We start from the raw sequence: 16,743 nt of genomic DNA, 5'->3' as shown, positions 1-16,743 counted from the left end.
GAAAACATTCTTTGCTAAGTCGATGGCCAATGTATTAAGGTCGTTCATGTATGGACTCCTTTTGGCTAATCTTTCGTCGGATTAAGACCGTAACTCCTCAGGGAGAGGGAGTCCATACATCTAGGAACCGCTCTTCCCCGCCCCAAACAAAAACGGAGCCAATCGGCTCCGTTTTTAGATACAGTTCTATCGCTTCGCCTTACGGCATAGCATCAAACTCTTCACCTTCTTTGTCTACTTGCGGCGGCATTAGGTGCTCACGGGCAATACCCAGTTTCAGCGCCAGTGCCGAAGCCACGTAGATAGACGAGTACGTACCAACAGTGATACCGATCAACAAGGCTGCGGCAAAACCGTGGATCATACTGCCGCCCTTCAAGAACAGGGCAATAACCACGAACAATGTCGTTGCCGAGGTGATCAGGGTACGGCTTAGCGTTTGGGTGATAGAATTGTTCATCACCTCTACCGCTTCGCCTTTACGCATCTTACGGAAGTTTTCACGGATACGGTCGAAGACCACGATGGTATCGTTGAGTGAGTAACCGACAACGGTCAGCAGGGCTGCCACGATAGTCAGGTCAATCTCAATCTGGGTAAACGAGAAAATACCGATAGTGATGATAACGTCGTGGGCCAGTGCCAGTACCGCACCGGCAGCCAAGCGCCATTCGAATCGCATTGAAACGTATAGCAAGATACAGATCAGCGAGACCAAGATAGCCAAGCCACCCGCTTCTGCCAGTTCGTCACCCACATTCGGGCCAACGAACTCGATACGGCGCATTTCAACATTCTGGCCAGTACCCGTTCTTAGTGCATCGATGATCTGGTTGCCTAGTTTTTCACCCTGCGCATCTTCGCGCGGCTGAAGGCGAACCATGACGTCACGTGCCGTGCCAAAGTTCTGCACGATGGCATCACCAAAGCCCGCATCTTCCAACGACTCGCGGATCAGCACCAGATCTGCCGGTTGGTCAAAGCCAACCTCAATCAGGGTACCACCGGTAAAGTCCAGGCCCCAGTTCAGTTTCTGGGTCGTCACGGTACCGATTGCAGCGATAATCATAATAATCGAAAGGACAAATGCGCCTTTCGACCAGCGCATAAAGTCGATCGCCTTATCCGCTTTCATTATCTGAAACATGTCAGCGTCTCCTTAGATCGACAGTTTATCGACGCGCTTACCGCCGTAAACCAAGTTAACCAGTGCACGGGTACCAATGATAGCCGTGAACATGGAAGTCAAAATACCAATTGATAGCGTAACAGCGAAACCTTTAATCGCACCCGTACCCACTGCAAACAGAATGATTGCGGTGATAAGGGTAGTGATGTTGGCATCGGCAATGGTGCTAAATGCATTGGCGTAGCCTTGCTGAATCGCATGCTGCGGGCTGCGGCCCTCGCGAAGCTCTTCACGGATACGTTCAAAGATCAGTACGTTGGCATCAACTGCCATACCTACAGTCAGAACGATACCGGCAATACCCGGCAGGGTCATCGTCGCACCCGGGATCATCGACATCACACCGATAATCAAAACAAGGTTCATTAGCAGGGCCATGTTGGCAAACAAGCCAAAGCGGCGGTAGTAAAGCAGCGTAAACAGCATTACTGCGACCATACCCCAGATCATTGCCTGGATACCCATGTCGATGTTCTGCTGGCCCATAGATGGACCAATGGTACGCTCTTCCACAATTGAGATAGGTGCAATCAGGGCACCAGCACGCAATAGTAGCGCCAGGTTGTGGGCTTCTGCCTGCGAATCAATACCGGTAATACGGAAGTTACGGCCAAGCGCCGTCTGGATAGTGGCCTGGTTAATCACTTCTTCGTGTTTTTCCAGGATAACTTTTCCGCTCTCATCACGATCACCGCTGTCTTTATATTCGGTAAAGACAGTTGCCATCAGCTTGCCCACGTTATTACGTGAGAAGGCTGTCATCTTGCTACCACCTTCGCTATCAAGCGAGATGTTTACCTGAGGGCGGCCATATTCATCAGCACTCGAGCTTGCATCGGTAATGTGTGAGCCTGACAGGATCACACGCTTCTTCAGCACAACAGGACGATTATCACGGGTGAATTTCACTTCGCTACCCGCTGGTACACGGCCAGATGCCGCTGCCGCTAGGTCAGCTGAGTTATCCACTTCACGGAACTCAAGAGTTGCAGTTGCGCCCAGGATTTCCTTGGCACGCGCAGTATCTTGCACACCCGGTAACTGAACCACGATGCGGTTAGCACCTTGGCGCTGGACCAAAGGCTCGGCAACACCTAGTTCATTAACACGGTTACGCAAAATGGTAATATTTTGGTCAACTGCGTAGTTGCGAATTTCCTGAAGACGGGCATCAGTAAATGTCGCAGTTAGCAGGAAGCCGCTAGTCGTGTCGACAAACTGCATATCTGGGTGAAGACGCTGTAGTTCGCGCTTAGCTTCATCAAGCTGCTCTGCATTACGCAGGCGAACTTCCACCGCTTCATCGGTCTTGCTGATCGCGCGGTAACGGATCTTCGCTTCACGCAATTCAGTACGGAACGTTTCTTCTTGCTGGCCGAGCAACTTATCCATTGCTGCGTCCATGTCTACTTCCATCAAGAAATGCACACCGCCACGTAGGTCAAGACCCAGTTTCATAGGGTTGGCGCCGATGGATTCAAGCCAGGCTGGAGTAGAAGGGGCAAGGTTAAGGGCTACGATGAAATCATCGCCAAGCTGGTCGTTAAGAATATCGCGAGCACTAATTTGGGTATTAGTGTCGTTAAAGCGGACCAGGACAGTACCGTTTTCGAAAGCGACTGATTTATAAGAGATTTGATTTTGTTTTAAATCTTCGGTGACGGCATCCAGCGTGGACATATCTGCCGAGGCGCCACGCGCCCCGGAGATTTGAATTGCTGGATCTTCGCCGTAAACATTGGGAAGCGCATAAAGCAAACCGATAAGTAGCGCGAACACTACCATCAGGTTCTTCCACAAGGGATAACGGTTTAGCACTGCTATGATCCTTTAAGCAAATTTTATAGAGACTTCATTGTGCCTTTTGGCAGAACGGCAGTAACGAAGTCTTTCTTGATAGTCACTTCAGTTGTGTCGTTCAGACCGATAACAATGTAGTCATTTTCTTCAGAAACCTTAGAGATTTTACCTACAAGGCCACCGCTGGTAAGCACTTCGTCACCTTTGCCCATAGAAGACATAAGGTTCTTGTGCTCTTTCACACGTTTTGCCTGTGGGCGGTAAATCATGAAGTAGAAGATTACGGCAAAAAGGCCAAGCATGATAAATAGTTGCATACCGCCGCCCTGTGGGGCACCTTCCGCTGCTGCGTGTGCTTGAGAAATCAGACTCATTTACTAACGTCCTCGATTATTTGTTGTCATTTAAAGGTGGAACTTCACGGTTACGACGTGCATAGAATTCCTCTACAAACACATCGAAACGATCTTCTTCAATCGCCTTGCGGATACTTTCCATCAAACGCTGGTAGTAACGCAAGTTGTGGATTGTGTTAAGGCGCGCACCCAGAATCTCATTACATTTATCCAGGTGGTACAGATACGCCTTCGAGTAGTTGCGACAAGTGTAACAGTCACAGTGCGGATCGAGAGGGGTTGTATCCGTTTTATGTTTCGCATTACGGATCTTGATCACACCTCCGGTCACAAACAAGTGGCCATTTCGGGCATTTCGAGTAGGCATTACGCAATCGAACATGTCGATACCACGGCGAACACCTTCAACCAGGTCCTCTGGTTTACCCACACCCATTAGGTAGCGCGGCTTGTCTTCAGGTAGCTGAGGACAGGTGTGCTCAAGTACGCGGTGCATGTCTTCTTTCGGCTCACCGACAGCAAGACCACCAACCGCATAACCGTCAAAGCCGATTTTTGTCAGGCCTTCAACAGAAACATCTCGCAAGTCTTCATATACACTACCTTGGACGATACCAAATAGCGCATTTTTGTTACCAAGTTTGTCAAAGTGGTTGCGGCTGCGCTGTGCCCAGCGTAGTGACATCTCCATCGACTTCTTCGCTTCATCGTGTGTCGCTGGGTACGGCGTACACTCATCGAAGATCATCACTACGTCAGAGCCCAAGTCTTTCTGGATTTCCATCGACTTCTCAGCGTCCATGAAAATCTTGTCACCGTTCACAGGGTTACGGAAGTGAACACCTTCTTCAGTGATCTTACGGATGTCACCCAAGCTAAATACCTGGAAACCACCTGAATCGGTCAGGATAGGACCCTGCCACTGCATAAAGTCATGCAGGTCGCCGTGCATCTTCATGACTTCCTGGCCTGGGCGTAGCCACAGGTGGAAAGTGTTACCCAGTAGGATTTGCGCACCGGTTTCTTTTACTTCTTCCGGTGTCATGCCTTTAACCGTACCGTAAGTACCAACTGGCATGAAAGCAGGGGTTTCTACCGTGCCGCGCTCAAACTGCAGACGGCCACGACGGGCACGTCCCTGGGTTTTATCTAATTCAAATTTCACAAAGCCTCCAACAGCCAGAGAAACAATCTGACATCAACGCCCCCATCCTGCTAAGGTCAGGGGCATAACAATGGCACCAGCAGGCAATAAGCCCACCATGCCCAATATCACCTGCCAAAGCATTAGCAGGTTTTCCACTCCGCCCTAAAGCCTAGTGGATGAATTTGCCATCGTCTGAACTTAATTATCCAGAGATGAAAAAATACAAAGGCCGCATTTTAGCAAATGCAGCCTTAAGTGACACTGACTTCGTCAATGAATCGTGTAATTACACAGTTTTACGGGTAATAAACATCGAGTCACCGTAGCTGAAGAAACGGTATTTGTTTTCAACAGCTTGCTTGTAAGCGTTCATCGTATGCTCATAACCGGCAAACGCACTGACCAACATGATCAGGGTTGATTCCGGTAAATGGAAGTTAGTGATCAGTACATCAATCAACTGGTATTCATAACCTGGGTAAATGAAGATTTCTGTATCGCCGAAAAACGGCTTTAGCTCAGTGCCTTTCTGTTTGGCATCCTGAGCAGCGCTTTCCAGTGAGCGTACGGATGTCGTACCCACCGCAACCACACGCTTACCATTGGCTTTAGTCTCGTTAATTGCCTTAACGACGTCTTCTGGTACTTCAACATACTCGGCGTGCATGTGGTGGTCGTTGATATTATCTACACGAACTGGCTGGAAAGTACCCGCACCCACATGAAGAGTAACGAATGCAAAGTTCACACCTTTTGCTTTCAGCGCCGCCATTAGCTCATCATCAAAGTGCAAACCTGCAGTTGGTGCAGCAACAGCACCCGGCTTGGCGTTGTATACCGTCTGGTAACGCTCTTTGTCGGCATCTTCATCAGGGCGGTCAATGTAAGGAGGCAGCGGCATATGACCCACTTCTTCCAGAATTTCCAGTACTGTCTTGTCACTGTTGAAGCGGATTTCAAACAATGCATCATGACGAGCAACCATTTCCGCCTGGTACTCATCATTATCGCCAAGGAACAGTTCATTACCCGGCTTCGGTGATTTTGACGCACGTACGTGGGCAAGAATACTCTTGTCATCCAGCATACGTTCAACCAGCACTTCTAGCTTACCGCCTGACGCCTTGCGACCAAACAAACGCGCTGGGATAACACGGGTATTGTTGAATACCAACAAATCACCCGGTTCAACCAAATCAAGGACATCCTTAAAACCTTTGTGCGCCAGCTCACCCGTATTACCGGTTAGCTGCAGCAATCGACTAGCAGTACGCTGAGGTTGTGGGTAACGAGCGATCAGCTCATCAGGAAGGTCAAAGTCAAAATCAGAAACTTGCATCATTAGGGCCCTAAATTACAGCAGGCAGCTAGTATATGCCGCCTCACTGCAATATCAAGCAAAGATCACCCGCTGCTAGGCCATGCCCCGGCGACGGACCCACATCACCATTGTTAGCATAAGCATACCGGCTATTCCTATACTGCCTCCGCTGCTGCCACTGTTGCCACCACCACCCGCGACAGACTGGCCTCCCTCTACCGCAGCACCCACCCCATCGTAGTTAGCAAGGAAAGGATCGACCGAAAACTCTGATGTAGCCTGGGACAGAAACGCCGGGCCTATCTGCCCTTCTATCCAGCCAATTTGGCTGGCAACTTCCGAGTAAACACCTGGCAACCGCCCTGCACACCCTTCCCCGAAGCTGACTAAGCCAACCAGACGCAAACCAAAGTCACTGTCCGATGCCCGTAAAGGATCCTGCCAAACCAATGGGCCACCCGAATCACCAAAGCAGCTGTCTCGGCCTAAAGTCGGCGACACCGAGCCTGCGCATAAATAGATAGCGTAATCGCTGCTGTTGATATTGCTTCCCCACATAGAGTCGCAGATATTGTCCGGTACGCCTGATAACAATGTCTGCTGCAACCGGGTCGCCCCAGAACTGGAATCATTAGCATCGGTACTGCCCCAGCCTGATACTAATAAGTTAGGCTGTCGCTCGCCGTCTGTTACCCAACCATTAGCGAAGGCTTCATCGGCGCGTTGCTGCTCACCTGCAGTAGCAAGGCGAATTGGAAGCGCACCATCAGGAAGCGTACTGGATAATTTGAGAATGGCTATATCGTTGGCAAACCGGGATGAGTTGTAATTAGGGTGAAGTACAATTTCACTTACTGCCACAGAGTTGAGTGAGCCCGCACTGAAAATACTGGTGATGCCTGCCCATACCTGCACATTTTCGGGTCTGACAGTTTCAGAACCATTACGCATACAGTGGGCTGCTGTCAAAACTACATCTTCACTGATGACCACCCCGCCACAAATGAAAGTCCTGTCCTGGGAGCCCTCAACAAATGTCATATTAAGGTAAGCCTGCCAAGGTATTTCATTGGTCCCAGATTCAATACCACCAATAATTTTGGGTTGGGGAACGGGGTCATCACTATGAGCATAGAATGGTAACCACATCGCCCAAGACAGCAAAATAAACAGCAGCTTACGCATTGACTCATTCCTCTACAGCATCATTTCAATGAGTATACGACACATTCTTAAATTTAACTTATGAGAAACATATGAGACACAGTCAAATAACTTACACGTTCTTTGACTGGCGTCATAGGTCGTGCAGTTAAGATTGGCTACATTCATATAAGAAGCAGAAAAAATACACTGAGAAGCCCGGATTAATGGGCAATAACAACAAATAACTCACCGTTATTGAGGAGGCTTTATGTTTACCGTTGCCGATATGATGACGCCCCACCCCCATACCTTGACCGCATCCCATACGTTGGCTGATGCCAAACGACTCATGGCCAAGCATCATATTCACCACGTCCCTATCACCGACAAAGACAACCATTTGGTTGGCCTCGTCAGCCAACGGGATATCCTGTCAGCCCAAGAATCAAGCCTTGAGCAGATCTCCAAGAGCACTTTTATCTCCGCTTTGGATATTCCCCTCGAGCAAACCATGCACCGCAACTTAATGAGTGTTGATCCGACAGCAGGGCTCAAAGAAGCGGCACTGTATATGCAAAAACATCAGATTGGCTGTTTGCCTATTGTCGACCACAATAAATTAGTGGGTATCATCACCGATACGGATTTCGTTTCTATCGCTATTAATTTATTAGAGTTACAAGAAGAGGTCGAACCGCTTGAAAACGATGCTCAATCAGCTTACTGAAATTTACTTCAAGCCTGCGCCAGAAAGCACAGCAGACTATGTTAACGCATGAACTTTCTGGCCCACCTCCATCTCGCCCAGCAATGCAACAGCCACCTAGCAGGCAACCTTGTTGCCGATTTCGTTAGGGGCGATCCCTACCGGCAGTTCGATAAAGACATCGCAGATGGGATCAAGCTCCACCGCTTCGTCGACAGTTATATTGATGCCATGCCGGAAGTTAGGCAGTGCAGGCAATTATTCGGGGCGGATACCCGAAGAGTCAGTGGTATTGCCCTCGATATGGTCTGGGATCACTTCCTCGCCCGCCACTGGCAGCATTTTCACCCCCATTCGCTGAATGATTTTGTCAACACTGCTCGCACCGAGGTTGAGCCATATCAGCACAACATGCCTGAAGCCTACCTACTGATGATGAACCGGATGTGGCAGCAAAACTGGTTGTTGCAATACCAATATCCCGAAACATTGGAGACGGCTCTGGTTCGAATGGCCAGTCGCCGGCCGAGGCTCCACCAGCTCGCCCTAACCCCCGCTGTCCTGATGGCTAACTACGACCAACTTGAACAACAATTTTTCCTGATTTACCCGCAAGTCGAAACAGCCGCAAAAAGCTATCAGCCTAACCCGTAAAACCCCACAAACGCAGATAAAAAAAGAGCGCCCGATTAGGCGCTCAAAAATCAAAATAGGTTATAACAATTACTAGGAGGTTTGGGTTTATGGGTTATTTGAACTGATCTTCCTCGGTCGACCCTGTCAGTGCTGTGACCGACGAGTTGCCCCCTTGGATAGTATTGGTCATCTTGTCGAAGTAACCGGTACCCACTTCCTGCTGGTGAGCCACAAAGGTATAGCCCTTCTCGGCAGCTTCAAACTCTGGACGCTGAACTTTCTCAACATAATGACGCATGCCCTCACCCTGAGCATAAGAGTGAGCCAGCTCGAACATGTTGAACCACATGTTATGGATACCTGCTAGGGTAATGAACTGGTACTTATAGCCCATATCCGACAGTTCTTGCTGGAACTTGGCAATGGTTTCGGCATCCAGATTCTTCTCCCAGTTGAAAGACGGCGAGCAGTTGTAGGCCAACAGCTGATCCGGGTACTGGGCATGAATGGCTTCTGCGAACTTACGTGCCTCTTCCAAACATGGTGTTGCGGTTTCACACCAAATCAAATCAGCGTATGGTGCATAAGCAAGGCCACGGGCGATTGCCTGGTCAATACCGGCACGCACGCGGTAGAAACCTTCCTGAGTACGGTCACCGATAATGAAGTCTTTATCGTATGGGTCGCAGTCTGAAGTCAGTAGATCCGCCGCGTTGGCATCGGTACGGGCGATCACCAAGGTCGTCGTGCCTGCCACATCCGCCGCCAGGCGAGCCGCTACCAGCTTCTGCACCGCTTCTTGGGTAGGCACCAACACTTTACCGCCCATGTGGCCACACTTCTTGACCGACGCAAGCTGATCTTCGAAGTGTACACCTGCTGCACCGGCATCAATCATATTGCGCATCAGCTCATAGGCATTCAGCACCCCACCAAAACCTGCTTCCGCATCGGCAACGATTGGCAGGAAGTAATCAATACCTTCTTCCGGAGAGCTGCCGGTTGACCACTGGATTTGGTCAGCACGGCGGAACGAGTTATTGATACGTTTAACCACAGCAGGTACTGAATCTACTGGGTAAAGTGACTGGTCTGGATACATGCTCGAGGCTGTATTGTTATCAGCGGCAACCTGCCAACCCGAAAGATAAATGGCTTCAATACCCGCTTTGGCTTGCTGTACCGCCTGGCCGCCAGTCAGTGCGCCCAAACAGTTGACGTAGCCTTTTTTGGCACTGCCTTTGACCAAATCCCACAGCTTATCGGCTCCTCGCTGGGCGATAGTATTTGCCGGGGCAAACGAGCCGCGTAGGTTAATGACCTCTTCTGCGGTATAGGTACGCTTTACATGCTTCCAACGTGGGTTTTCCGCCCAATCCTTTTCCAATGCTTCGATTTGTTGCTGGCGAGTCAATGTCATAATGATGTCCCTCGTTTCATTTGGCGATAATCCGCATCACATTTTGTTATTGGTAAACTGACTTTTATATCGGCCCGATAGGCTTAAGCATCCGGGCCCTTTCTCGTTATTGGCTTTGTTGGTGTTACTAATTCTATTGATTTTCCGACTTAGTGCTTAAGGCAGATACTCGTAGCCCGGCAGTGTCAAGAAGTTGACCAACTCATCACTGGTGGTCAATTGTGACATCAGCACTGCGGCCTCGTTATACCTACCCTGCTGGAAGTGCTCACTGCCAAGCTCTTGCTCTAGCACCTCCATTTCCTCTTTAAGCATCTGCTCGAACAAGGCTTTGGTTACCACATCGCCATTGCTCAGTGTCTTACCGTGTTTGATCCACTGCCAGATAGATGCACGTGAAATTTCTGCCGTTGCTGCATCTTCCATCAAGCCGTAGATTGGCACGCAGCCGTTACCGGAGATCCATGCTTCGATATACTGTACCGCTACGCGGATATTGTGGCGCATCCCCTCTTCGGTCCTGTCCCCTTCACAAGGCTCAAGCAGCATGTCGGCGGTAATGGGTGCGTCGTCACTGCGTGAAATATCAAGCTGGTTCTTTCGCTCACCAAGCACTTCGTTAAAGACGGCTTTGGCTGTACTGGCCAGCCCTGGGTGGGCAACCCAAGTGCCGTCATGACCATTGTTGGCCTCTAAGGACTTATCGGTTTGGATTTTGTTGAGCACCCATTCATTCCGCTCTGGATCTTTCGACGGTATGAAGGCTGCCATCCCGCCCATTGCAAAGGCACCTCGGCGGTGACAAGTTTTCACCAACAGGCGTGAATAGGCGTTGAGGAAAGGTTTTTCCATTGTCACTACTTGTCGATCCGGCAGGATACGATCTGGATGGTTCCTCAGTGTCTTGATGTAGCTGAAGATGTAATCCCATCGACCACAGTTAAGGCCAACGATATGTTCTTTGAGGCTGTAGAGGATCTCTTCCATCTCAAATACTGCTGGCAACGTTTCAATCAGTACTGTGGCTTTGATGGTACCTCTCGGCAGTTCGAACGTGTCTTCGGTAAAACTGAATACCTCACTCCACCACGCTGCTTCCTGATAAGCCTGTAGTTTAGGGATATAAAAGTAAGGGCCACTACCTTTTTCAAGCAGTGCCTTGTGGTTGTGATAAAAGTAGAGAGCAAAATCAAGCAAGCAGCCAGGAATCGGCTCACCCTGCCAAAGCAAATGCTTTTCCGGTAAGTGCAGGCCGCGCACCCTACAGATCAATACTGCGGGATCTTCATTGAGTTGGTAATGCTTGCCAGATACAGGATTGGTATAGGAAATCGTACCGTTGACCGCATCTTTCAGGTTCTGCTGGCCGGCCAGCACTTCTCCCCATGCCGGCGCAAAAGAATCTTCGAAGTCAGCCATAAAGACTTTTACATCGGCATTGAGCGCGTTGATCACCATCTTGCGATCTACCGGGCCAGTAATTTCCACCCGGCGATCTTGCAAGTCTTGCGGGATATTCTGGACCTTCCATTCGCTGTTTCGAATTTCAGCAGTGTCAGGTAGGAAATCAGGCAGGCTGCCTGCATCTATAGCAAGTTGACGGTGCTCCCGGGTAGCAAGAAGCTCAGGGACACGTCCGGCAAAACGCTGCACTAGGCGCTCCAAGAAAGCCAAAGCCTCATCATTTAGGATATCTGCTTGCTCTGCCGTTAGCGGCGTTTGTAGTGAAAGCTTCACTTCATGGTTAGTAGACATGTCGTTTTCCATTTTTAACGCTCCCTTACGAATGTAACTTAATCACCACCCTAACCAAGTCCACTTTTATCTTCACTCAAAACAAACTTGGCCTTAACGCCCTATTTACGTTGCCGCAACATACGCCCAATTGCAAGGGCAAGCAATTTAACCGAGGAGTGAACACCACAACCAAAGCGATAAAAAACAATAAGTTATAAAAAGTAGAGCAATAACTCAAAACACTAAATTGAAACAAATTTCAGGTAAAAACTCGGTTTTATTGCCAATAACTTTTTTCCCGCCATTTCGTAACTACTTACGTAATTAAATTACAGAAAATTCAAATTCAAACACTTGTCCTGATCTGCGTTTCAAACAGAAAGGTTATTTTTTAGAAGCAGTAATACGCTTAAAAAACAAACATTAGAGTTACCGTATTGGTCATTTTTTATACACAAAAAGCATAGACCCTTAATCAACCGGTTTCATTTATTTTTAATGCGAAACATAATAAACCTACAAATTGAAGCCAGTTTCTTTCGACTAGGTAATTGCGATATACCAGAAAGGGGTGAGCATACAGAACATTATGCTGAGATAGGCGGTTTTTCCTCAGCACTTAATTTACGTAAGGGAAATAAAGCAAAGTAGCCGCTAAATAAGCGGCTACAAAAGAAAAATTGGCAGAATGAAGTGCTTACAGTAGCTCTTCAACAATATCGGCAAGACGCTCGAAAGTACGGGTACGGCTGGAGGTTGGGCGCCAGACAAGGCCAATTTTACGGTATGCCTCCTGACCTGGCGGATCAACCACCACGAGGTTTTGGTTGTGCAGCAAGCCGTGGTCAATCGCCATTTGCGGGATGAAGGTTGTCCCCAAACCATTAGCCACCATCTGTACCAGGGTATGGAGGCTCGTAGCAGTAAACGGGTTAATCTTCTCTTTGGTCGTTAGCTTACAGGCTGACACCGCATGATCGGTAAGGCAGTGCTCTTTTTCCAGTAAGAACACCGATTCATCAGGCAGATCGGCATAACGTAAGGGCGTAGTGACTTGCTCGGCCTGGTTACGGCTGATAACCATCTTGAATGCATCCCGCCCCACAACCCGGCTGTGCATACCATTAATCTCTACCGGCAATGCCAAGATCAGGACATCCATCTCGCCATTACGCAATGCAGCCAACAGGTTGGTGGTCGTATCTTCGCGCAACAGTAGATTAAGGTTTGGATGAAGGCGGTTCACTTCCTGAACCAGATCACACAACAAGAATGGCGCAATGGTCGGTATACACCCCACCCTTAACTGGCCTTCCATGCCATCCCCGGTACAATTGGACAGCTCCATCAGATCTTGGCTTCTCGCCAGTAACTCGCGGCTACGTGCGACAACATCTTCGCCTGTTGAAGTGAAAACGAGGGATTTGTTATCTCTTTCGATAAGTTGGCAGCCAATCAGTTCTTCAAGGTTCTGTACCCCGGAACTCAATGTCGACTGACTGACAAAGCAGCGCTTGGCGGCTTCGCCAAAATGACGGGTTTCAAATAAAGTAACTAAATAGTGCAACTGTTTTAGAGAAGGAAACTTGTTCATCGTAATTTTCGATTACATCAATCTATTTATTCCGCTTTTTTGAATTTACCAGTTTCGTTATAGTTTGTCTCGTCCAACAGAGAGCCGACCGGAAAGGTAGGCGACAAACACAATATTTAGGAGCACCAACATGGTACTAGTAGGTCGTCAAGCACCAGATTTTACTGCTGCAGCTGTTCTAGGTAACGGCGAAATCGTTGATAACTTCAACTTTGCAGAATTCACTAAAGGTAAGAAAGCAGTAGTATTCTTCTACCCACTTGACTTCACTTTCGTATGTCCTTCTGAGCTAATCGCTTTCGACAAGCGTTTCGAAGACTTCCAAGCGAAAGGCGTAGAAGTAATCGGTGTTTCTATCGACTCTCAGTTCTCTCACAACGCATGGCGTAACACTGCTGTTGAGAACGGCGGTATCGGTCAGGTTAAGTACCCACTAATCGCTGACGTTAAGCACGAAATCTGTAAAGCTTACGACGTTGAGCACCCAGAAGCAGGCGTTGCTTTCCGTGGTTCTTTCCTAATCGACGAAGAAGGCGTTGTTCGCCACCAGGTAGTTAACGACCTACCACTAGGCCGTAACATCGACGAAATGCTACGTATGGTTGATGCTCTAAACTTCCACCAGAAGAACGGTGAAGTTTGCCCAGCGCAGTGGGAAGAAGGTAAAGCAGGTATGGACGCATCTCCAAAAGGTGTTGCTGACTACCTATCTGAGCACACTGCAGACCTAGCTAAGTAATTTAGCAATCACACCACGCTCAACGGTGTGAAGGTAAAAACGCAAAAGCGTAAAGCCAATTGTCAGCCAAAGACAAAATAATGAGGCCCGGATACACCGGGCCCTTTTTATATCTGGGGTTTTATCCCCATCGCCCATCGCCCATCGCCCATTAGAATATTGATCTATTCAATATTCTCCCTACCCAATATCGTCTACACTGCTTGTCACCTCAACCCACTCTCTAGCTGTTGCTATGACCATTGATCATATTGAAGTTTGTATCGATAACATCGAATCCCTGCACCTTGCTCAGCAAGGCGGAGCAACCCGTATCGAGCTTTGTTCCTCTCTTGCCCTTGGCGGCCTAACTCCCAATGCCGGGTTAATGCAATTGGCCGCCAAACACGCCAAGGTACCGGTTTATGCTATGATCCGGCCTCGTCAGGGGGACTTCCTATTCTCCAGCCAGGATAAAGAAATCATGCTGGCAGATGCCCACCAGGCAAAACTAGCAGGACTCGATGGCATAGTGATTGGTGCGCTGAACGATGACAGCACAGTTGATAAAGCGTTTTTGACCGACCTCTGTCGGACTGCGGATGGGATGGGCCTGACGTTCCACCGAGCTATCGACCAATGCTTAGAACCGATGGCTGCACTGGATATCATTATGCAGCACAACTGCGAGCGTGTACTTACTTCCGGCCTCAAAGCCAATGCCTTTGATGGTATCCCTATGCTCAAACAAATGGTGGAATACTGTGGCGATCGCCTCGCGATTATGGCCGGTGCGGGAGTCAATGCAGGCAATGTTGCTCAAATCGTCCAGCAGACAGGTGTCAAAGAAGTACACCTGTCTGGCAAATCGACGCGTCCTTCCCTAATGCAAAACTATGCCAATTCGGCCCATATGGGCAATGCCGATATCGATGACTTCGCGATTCCTGTCACTGCCCCCGAAAAAATAGCCGCTGTTCGCAATGCCCTAGCAAAAGCTTAAGAATCAGAAATTCCCGCCATGATTAGGGGCAACTTGCCCCTAAAAAAACTGCTCGCCAGCTCAACCATTTACCACTCCCATTCGTCAAAGCTCACTTCTAGGGTTACTCTTTTGTTATCAAACTAAAACAAAGAAGAGACTCCCTATGCCTTTCGTCCCCCCAAAGAAAAAACTCAAAAAAAGCGACTATGAAGCTGAACTGGAGCGCCTGCAGATTGAATTGGTCAAGATGCAGGAGTGGATAAAACAAGAGGGACTGAAGGTAGTAGTGGTTTTCGAAGGCCGCGATGCTGCCGGTAAGGGTGGCGTCATTAAGCGCATCACCGAAAAGCTCAACCCCCGTGTTTGTCGTATTGTCGCTCTGGCCAAACCTACTGATCGTGAACGTACCCAATGGTACTTCCAACGTTATGTTGCCCACCTACCGGCAGAAGGCGAAATGGTGCTGTTTGACCGCAGCTGGTACAACCGGGCAGGTGTCGAGCACGTGATGGGGTTCTGCAGCGACGGCGAATACGAAGAGTTCCTTCGCTCCTGTCCCGAGTTCGAGCGGATGCTCAAACGCTCCGGTATTATTCTGCTCAAATACTGGTTTTCCGTCTCCGACGAAGAGCAGGAAAAGCGCTTCAAGGAACGCATCAACACCCCGATCAAACGCTGGAAATTCAGCCCGATGGACTTGGAGTCCCGCAGCCGCTGGGCCGCCTATTCCGCGGCCAAAGATCGGATGTTTGCCTATACAGATACCAAGCAATGCCCTTGGTGGGTCGTTGATGCCGATACCAAAAAGAAAGCCCGGATCAACTGTATCTCCCACCTACTGAGCCAAATCCCCTACCAAGATATTGAATACCCTGATATCGAATTACCTGAGGTCAACAAGGAAGGCTATATCCGAGTCCCAGAAGAGAACCAAACCTTTGTGCCTGACTTGTTTAACGGCGATTAAGCTTGGTTAAATAAAATAATGTTTTATTAAATACCAAAGACAAGGAATGGCATGGCCAAAGATCTCTATGCGAGCCTCGACCTCAATCTGCTGCGTACTTTTGTGATCCTTTCGCAAGAACTCAATATGCGTAAAGCCTCAGAGCGGTTGTTCGTCAGCCAACCGGCCATTAGCCAAGCACTGCAGAAGCTACGCAGCCACTTTGACGATGAACTATTCGTTAAGACCCGCCACGGCCTAAAGCCTACTGCGCTGGGTATCGAACTGGCCGAAAATATTAGCCCGTTACTCGATGAATTATCGAGCACCCTTAATGCGGGCAATACTTTCTCACCATCCCAGATTGAAGGCACACTGAAACTCGCACTGACTCCCAATATTTTAACTTACTTATCCACCCCGCTATATTTGAAAATTCGTCAGGCTGCGCCAAACGTCAACCTGCACCTCCATAACTGGTCACCGACATCCCTTGAAGAAATCAACAATGGTGAGATAAGCCTGGGCGTGAACTTTGAGATCCACCATGCGCCGAAGGAGTTGATCCAAAAAAAGATATGTGACGATAAGTTCACTGTGTATGTCCGTAAAGATCACCCTCTTAGCAAAACGACTATCACCCCCAAGGATCTCGATGGCTTAGAGGCCGCCAGCATTATTATTTCTGACTGGAACTCAAATATTCCCGTTGCCGAGAAAGTGATGCGTTCTCATGGCTTTACTATTAGAACGGCTTTTCGTTCAGAGTTGCCCATGGCTATCTTAGATATCATTAAACACACAGATATGTTCTTTCCGGCCTCCTCTTTTCTTCCGAAAGAAGAAAGGGATCAACTGCGCGGCCTAAAACTAAAAATAAACAACCAAGACTTAAAAATCCCCCTGATGGCGTATTACCACCAGCGTAACCGCCGAAGTCCACTCATAACCTGGCTGTTAGGCTTAATCGAGGAGTCATTGCAAGAATATACAACAGGAGAGCAATAACTCCCCTCTAGCCCTCCTATCTTGCCCGCACTTC

At 48.8% G+C, this 16,743-nt stretch carries 15 protein-coding genes; 6 read left to right on the top strand and 9 right to left on the bottom strand.

The window, feature by feature from the left end:
* Nucleotides 1-199: 199 nt before the first annotated feature.
* The 6 genes from secF to C9J01_RS26555 all read right to left on the bottom strand — a co-directional run bounded on the left by secF (nt 200) and on the right by C9J01_RS26555 (nt 6,998).
* On the bottom strand, nt 200-1,147 hold the full coding sequence (gene secF / locus C9J01_RS26580; RefSeq protein WP_107301098.1) for a protein translocase subunit SecF: 948 nt from the start codon (nt 1,145-1,147) through the stop codon (nt 200-202).
* Between the two features lie 12 nt (nt 1,148-1,159).
* On the bottom strand, nt 1,160-3,007 hold the full coding sequence (gene secD / locus C9J01_RS26575) for a protein translocase subunit SecD (RefSeq protein ID WP_107301097.1): 1,848 nt from the start codon (nt 3,005-3,007) through the stop codon (nt 1,160-1,162).
* A 23-nt stretch (nt 3,008-3,030) separates the two neighbouring features.
* On the bottom strand, nt 3,031-3,363 hold the full coding sequence (gene yajC, locus C9J01_RS26570) for a preprotein translocase subunit YajC (protein ID WP_107301096.1): 333 nt from the start codon (nt 3,361-3,363) through the stop codon (nt 3,031-3,033).
* A gap of 16 nt (nt 3,364-3,379) precedes the next feature.
* Nucleotides 3,380-4,510: a tRNA guanosine(34) transglycosylase Tgt gene (gene tgt, locus C9J01_RS26565; RefSeq protein WP_039469158.1), complete on the bottom strand. Its 1,131-nt coding sequence runs from the start codon at nt 4,508-4,510 to the stop codon at nt 3,380-3,382.
* A 268-nt stretch (nt 4,511-4,778) separates the two neighbouring features.
* Nucleotides 4,779-5,831, bottom strand: a complete 1,053-nt coding sequence (queA, locus tag C9J01_RS26560; RefSeq protein WP_107301095.1) for a tRNA preQ1(34) S-adenosylmethionine ribosyltransferase-isomerase QueA — start codon at nt 5,829-5,831, stop codon at nt 4,779-4,781.
* 75 nt (nt 5,832-5,906) lie between these two features.
* On the bottom strand, nt 5,907-6,998 hold the full coding sequence (locus C9J01_RS26555) for a S1 family peptidase (RefSeq protein WP_107301094.1): 1,092 nt from the start codon (nt 6,996-6,998) through the stop codon (nt 5,907-5,909).
* Between the two features lie 229 nt (nt 6,999-7,227).
* Between C9J01_RS26555 and C9J01_RS26550 the strand changes: the two genes are divergently transcribed.
* Nucleotides 7,228-7,686, top strand: a complete 459-nt coding sequence (locus C9J01_RS26550) for a CBS domain-containing protein (RefSeq protein WP_107301093.1) — start codon at nt 7,228-7,230, stop codon at nt 7,684-7,686.
* A gap of 48 nt (nt 7,687-7,734) precedes the next feature.
* Nucleotides 7,735-8,319, top strand: a complete 585-nt coding sequence (locus tag C9J01_RS26545) for an acyl carrier protein phosphodiesterase (protein ID WP_107301092.1) — start codon at nt 7,735-7,737, stop codon at nt 8,317-8,319.
* A 94-nt stretch (nt 8,320-8,413) separates the two neighbouring features.
* On the opposite strand, the gene aceA is transcribed toward C9J01_RS26545, so the two are convergent.
* The 3 genes from aceA to C9J01_RS26530 all read right to left on the bottom strand — a co-directional run bounded on the left by aceA (nt 8,414) and on the right by C9J01_RS26530 (nt 13,052).
* Nucleotides 8,414-9,721: an isocitrate lyase gene (gene aceA / locus C9J01_RS26540; RefSeq protein WP_107301091.1), complete on the bottom strand. Its 1,308-nt coding sequence runs from the start codon at nt 9,719-9,721 to the stop codon at nt 8,414-8,416.
* Nucleotides 9,722-9,877: 156 nt separating this feature from the next.
* Entirely contained in the window at nt 9,878-11,476 is a 1,599-nt protein-coding gene (gene aceB, locus C9J01_RS26535; protein ID WP_107301101.1) for a malate synthase A, read from the bottom strand.
* Between the two features lie 679 nt (nt 11,477-12,155).
* A complete protein-coding gene (locus C9J01_RS26530; RefSeq protein WP_107301090.1) occupies nt 12,156-13,052 on the bottom strand; it encodes a hydrogen peroxide-inducible genes activator in 897 nt (298 codons plus the stop codon).
* 130 nt (nt 13,053-13,182) lie between these two features.
* On the opposite strand from C9J01_RS26530, the gene C9J01_RS26525 reads away from it, so the two are divergent.
* From C9J01_RS26525 to C9J01_RS26510, 4 genes are all read left to right on the top strand, one after another.
* Nucleotides 13,183-13,791, top strand: a complete 609-nt coding sequence (locus C9J01_RS26525; RefSeq protein WP_107301089.1) for a peroxiredoxin C — start codon at nt 13,183-13,185, stop codon at nt 13,789-13,791.
* A 235-nt stretch (nt 13,792-14,026) separates the two neighbouring features.
* Nucleotides 14,027-14,773 (top strand): copper homeostasis protein CutC, encoded by a 747-nt coding sequence (locus C9J01_RS26520; protein ID WP_107301088.1) that lies wholly within the window; start codon nt 14,027-14,029, stop codon nt 14,771-14,773.
* A gap of 145 nt (nt 14,774-14,918) precedes the next feature.
* The gene (ppk2, locus tag C9J01_RS26515) at nt 14,919-15,722 is read left to right on the top strand and encodes a polyphosphate kinase 2 (protein WP_107301087.1); all 804 of its coding nucleotides are present in this window, start codon (nt 14,919-14,921) and stop codon (nt 15,720-15,722) included.
* Nucleotides 15,723-15,773: 51 nt separating this feature from the next.
* A complete protein-coding gene (locus C9J01_RS26510; RefSeq protein WP_107301086.1) occupies nt 15,774-16,709 on the top strand; it encodes a LysR family transcriptional regulator in 936 nt (311 codons plus the stop codon).
* Nucleotides 16,710-16,743 lie beyond the last annotated feature (34 nt).

This window comes from Photobacterium rosenbergii, from assembly GCF_003026455.1.
In the GTDB taxonomy this organism is placed as follows: Bacteria; Pseudomonadota; Gammaproteobacteria; order Enterobacterales; family Vibrionaceae; genus Photobacterium; species Photobacterium rosenbergii.
Note: the sequence above shows the minus strand (reverse complement) of the source record. Positions and strands in the feature narration are given on the sequence as shown.

Bases quoted from the DNA above. Each gene is read 5' to 3' on its own strand.
- ppk2 (WP_107301087.1), top strand. From the start codon at position 14,919: ATGCCTTTCGTCCCCCCAAAGAAAAAACTCAAAAAAAGCGACTATGAA.
- aceB (WP_107301101.1), bottom strand. From the start codon at position 11,476: ATGTCTACTAACCATGAAGTGAAGCTTTCACTACAAACGCCGCTAACG.
- secF (WP_107301098.1), bottom strand. From the start codon at position 1,147: ATGTTTCAGATAATGAAAGCGGATAAGGCGATCGACTTTATGCGCTGG.
- C9J01_RS26530 (WP_107301090.1), bottom strand. From the start codon at position 13,052: ATGAACAAGTTTCCTTCTCTAAAACAGTTGCACTATTTAGTTACTTTA.
- C9J01_RS26550 (WP_107301093.1), top strand. From the start codon at position 7,228: ATGTTTACCGTTGCCGATATGATGACGCCCCACCCCCATACCTTGACC.
- queA (WP_107301095.1), bottom strand. From the start codon at position 5,831: ATGCAAGTTTCTGATTTTGACTTTGACCTTCCTGATGAGCTGATCGCT.
- C9J01_RS26525 (WP_107301089.1), top strand. From the start codon at position 13,183: ATGGTACTAGTAGGTCGTCAAGCACCAGATTTTACTGCTGCAGCTGTT.
- C9J01_RS26545 (WP_107301092.1), top strand. From the start codon at position 7,735: ATGAACTTTCTGGCCCACCTCCATCTCGCCCAGCAATGCAACAGCCAC.
- yajC (WP_107301096.1), bottom strand. From the start codon at position 3,363: ATGAGTCTGATTTCTCAAGCACACGCAGCAGCGGAAGGTGCCCCACAG.
- aceA (WP_107301091.1), bottom strand. From the start codon at position 9,721: ATGACATTGACTCGCCAGCAACAAATCGAAGCATTGGAAAAGGATTGG.
- C9J01_RS26510 (WP_107301086.1), top strand. From the start codon at position 15,774: ATGGCCAAAGATCTCTATGCGAGCCTCGACCTCAATCTGCTGCGTACT.
- C9J01_RS26555 (WP_107301094.1), bottom strand. From the start codon at position 6,998: ATGCGTAAGCTGCTGTTTATTTTGCTGTCTTGGGCGATGTGGTTACCA.
- C9J01_RS26520 (WP_107301088.1), top strand. From the start codon at position 14,027: ATGACCATTGATCATATTGAAGTTTGTATCGATAACATCGAATCCCTG.